Annotated in this window: 2 protein-coding genes; both read right to left on the bottom strand. The window is 66.4% G+C overall.

Going from position 1 to position 3,922, the window contains the following annotated elements:
• Window positions 1-305 (bottom strand): hypothetical protein (locus H0524_RS24580; RefSeq protein ID WP_255435875.1); only part of this gene is annotated, 305 nt, incomplete at its 3' end.
• A gap of 219 nt (window positions 306-524) precedes the next feature.
• The coding region (locus H0524_RS10460) for a S8 family serine peptidase (protein ID WP_255435874.1) at window positions 525-3,922 on the bottom strand (3,398 nt) is incomplete at its 5' end.

The following is a 3,922-nucleotide window of genomic DNA, read 5'->3' as shown; positions in this document are numbered from 1 at the left end:
TCGTCGCCGTGTTGTTGGACGCTGAAGCCGCCGGTGGCGTCGTCGGGCTGCTCGACCTCGGTGAGGGTTTTGCCGTCGGTGAGGGTACGGACGGTGACGATGTCGCCGGTGATCAGGGTGACGGTGTGCGCCTCCGGCGCGGTGCCGGCAGTGGCGAGGGGGTTGGTTGTCGGGGACAGGCCGGCGTTCGCGGCAGCTGGATCGATCGCGGCGACTGAGGTCGCGATCAACCCGACGGCCACGGCGGCGGCGATCAGCCGCCGCCGTGATCCGCCCGCAGCGAATGGCGTTGGAGAATAAGACATGTGCATGCCTCCACCGATGTTGTTCGAGTGGTGAACAGTCAGTGACCGGGGTAGTTGCCACGGTGCGCCATTCCGTCACGGTGTTCCGGCGACTGCGCCGCTGGGCGCCGCGGACGGCTGGTGTGACGAGGTTCAACTGGTGGTGGGTAGCAGGGTCGTCTGGGGTTGGGGCCGGGTGGGTCCCCGGACCGTTATTGGTCCGGGGACCCCGTCAGTTGGCTATCGCAGGCCGTAGGCGCGGATGAGTTCTTGTCGGATGGCGAAGCCGGTGTCGGTTTCGGCGGTGGCGCGTACGGAGATGAAGCTGTCGGGTTGGTCGGGCAGTTTCAGGGTTGCGGTGTGGCGGTTGTTGTCGCCTTGGGTGAGGGTGATGGGTTGCCAGGTGGTGCCGTCGTCGTAGGAGACCTCAAGTTCTACTGCGGTGATGGTGCCGGTGCCGGAGCCGCCGGGCTGTGGTCTGGGGGTGATGCTGATGTCTTGGCGGGTGCCGGCTTCGACGTCGCCTCGCAGATCAGTTTCCAGTTCGTAGTCGAGTTGCAGCAGGGTGAGGGGTTCGGGGGAGTTGGGGTCGGCGTCGTTGGTGCTGGAGATGAAGTCCCACTCGGTGTGGGTACGGGTCGACAGCCGCCACTCCTCTGCTGAGCGTGATGCGTCCAGCACCAGCCGGTACGGCAGCGTCCCGGTCGGCACCTCCTTTTTGATCAGATGTGCAAAATTCTGGTCTTCGTGTAGCAGGGTGTCGCCCTGATAGAGCTTGATGTGTTCCTGTGCCGTGGGATACCTCATCGCTCCGCTGTAGTCGAGCACGGCGCCCGACGGGCTCCAGGAATGTGGGTTGAGAGTCATCTGGTCCTGGTATCGACTATTTCGGAGATAGGACGACTGGTTGAAAGCCGGTCGGATGGCGGGTGCGAACCAGTCCACCTCGGTGGTCGTGCCCTCGGCGTAGGTATGCGCGTCCGCCGCGGTGTAAAAGTCACGCTGGATGTGGCCGTCAACCCAGGGGATGTCCGGAGTGACCCATTCGGTGCGGGTGCTGGGATGCCACTCCGGCTCGAGGACCCCGAGGGGAAGGCCGATGGCCGTGTCGGCGCGGTATCCAGCGCCTTCGGTGTCCTGGACGGCGTGGTAGCGGGCGTCGATTCGGGCCAGGTCGTGGTGGCTGGGGTGGTAGGTGAGGGGCTGGTCGGGCACCTGTTCGTGCCAGACCCGGGCCAGGTCGTAGATGGTGTCGGGGTACTGCTCCTGGTCGACCTTCAACGGTGGCACGCCGTGTTCGGCGAGCTTGATCAGGATGTTTCCGATGTCGCGGTGGACGCTGGCGACGGGGATGGGTGATTCGCCGACATCTTCGTGGAGGATTCCGGGGTTGTCGTTGACGACCAGGAGGAGTGCGGCTCCGGCGGCGGCTGCGGCGGCGGCCCGGCCAGCTGCGCTGATGTCGTCGTTGCGGGTGACGACGGCGATTTTGCCGTCGGCGTCGAGGTTGGCGTAGTCCTCGGGGGTGCCGGTGCCGGCGTGGACGGGGTGTAGCCATTGTTTGCCGGTGGTGATGGTGCTGCCGGGTTGGACGACGGCGTCGATGGGGAGTAGGCCGAGGGCGCGCAGGCTCAGGACCGGGGCACCCTTACGCCACTTAGCTGCCATAGCGAAAGCGTTCTCGGTGCTCTTCTCGGTCGGTAGGACATACAGGTCGTCGTATCCGGGCGAGATGGAGTGGACGTAGTAGAGCGGCCCGGCTCCGGTGCCGTAGTCGATGGTGTACTGGAGAAGCCGCTGTCGGTCTTCGCTGCGTTGCGGGGTGGTGGTGTCGAGCAGTCGTGCCTTGCTGGCGTCCAGAATCACCTCGGTTGGTTTGTCGAGCACGACTTCCGGGGCGGCCAGCAGGACGAGGCCGAGGGAGTCCGCTCGCTCACCCGGGACCTCCGCTTTCGTCTCCAGCGTGTAGGTCCCCGGTGGCAGGCGCAGCGTCCGTTCACCATCGACCGGGATGTACCGGGGGAACCATTCGCCTGCTGCCCGTAGCACGACGAATTCTTGGGTGGGGTCGCCGTTACGGTCGTGGAGTTTGATGGTCAGGCCGTAGCGTTCGTCCTCTTTGAGGAGGCCGAGGGCGGTGCGGGTGATGGTGTCGCCGGTGGTGGGGTCGGTGCCGACGAGGTAGCCGGCGTGTGAGCCGATGGCGATTCCACTCGGGTTGGCGGTTACTGGGACATCCACCTGACCGTCCGCGGGCACGGTCACCGTGGAGTCGTTGAGGGTGAACGCGTCGCTGCCGGTGGTGGTGAGGTCGAGGGTGACCGGTGTGCTGCCGGTGTTGGTGAAGGTGACCGGTTCGGTGACGGGGGTGTCGGTGGGCTGGTGTGGCCATTCGAAGTAGCCGATGAAGGCCGTGCCGGCGGCTTGTATGGTGCCGTCCACGGCTGCTGCCACATCCAGTCGGCCGGTGCCGACCTGGAACGCGGTGTAGCTGTCGCTCAGCGTCTCGGCGCTGCTCATCAGGGCGTCTTTGAGCTGTTGGCCGGTCCAGTCGGGGTGTTGCTGGGCGAGGATGGCTGCTGCTCCGGCCACGTGTGGGGCCGCCATTGAGGTACCGGTCTTGATTGTGTACATGCCGTCGCCGGTGCTGTGTTGGGAGCGGGCGGCGTTGATAGCGACGCCGGGGGCAGTGAGGTCGGGTTTGAGCCCTCCGCTCCCGGCCAGTGGTCCGACGCTGGAGAACCCGGCGAGTTGGTCCTGCTTGTCCACGGCGCCGACAGTGAGTGCGCTTTCGGCGTTGCCGGGGGTGCCGATGGTCGTTCCGTTGTTGCCGGCGGCGATGACGAAGAGGGTGTCGTGTTGTGCGGAGAGATTCTCCACCGCCAGGGTCATCGGGTCGAGGACATCGGTGCGGGCCGCGTTGCCGAGGCTCATGTTGACCACGTCGGCGCCGGATTCGGCGGCCCACTGCATGCCGGCGATGATCCAGGAGTCCTGGCCAACGCCTCCGTTGTTGAGGACCTTGCCGATGAGGAGGTCGGCTGCGGGGGCGACGCCGGTGTTGTCGCCTTCGGAGGCGGTGCCGGTGCCGGCGATGATCGAGGCGACGTGGGTGCCGTGTCCCTGTGGGTCGGTGGTGTCCTGGTCGGGGACGAAGCTGACGCTGTCCTTGATTTGGTCGGTCAGGTCGGGGTGGGTGGGGTCGATGCCGGTGTCGAGGACGGCGACGGTGACGCCGTCGCCGTCATAGCCGGCCTCCCAGGCCTCGGGGGCGCCGACCTGGGGGACGCTGTCGGCGAGGGTGGCGTACACCTGGCCGTCGAGCCAAAGCTTGGTTACACCGCTGGTCCGGGTCTGACTGGATCCGGTGGTGAGGGTGGTCCAGAGGGTGCGGGTGTCTTCCTTGTCGGTGGTGAGGCCGTGGCCGTTGATGGCGGGTAGGTCGTGGGTGAGGGTGGCGCCGGCCGGTGCGGCGGCGGTGCGGGCTGCTGCTTCCGGGTAGGTGGCGATCAGCGGTATGTCGGTGGTGTGGGCGTCGTCGTAGCCCATGTTGATGAGGTCGGTGACGTTGAACAGTCGCTGGTCGAGTCGGTCGTCGGCGAGCAGGGGGATGGTTTCGTCGGGGATGACGTAGAGGT

Origin of the sequence: Salinispora sp. H7-4 (assembly GCF_013416675.1) — a bacterium.
Classification (GTDB): domain Bacteria; phylum Actinomycetota; class Actinomycetes; order Mycobacteriales; family Micromonosporaceae; genus Micromonospora; species Micromonospora vitiensis.
Note: the sequence above shows the minus strand (reverse complement) of the source record. Positions and strands in the feature narration are given on the sequence as shown.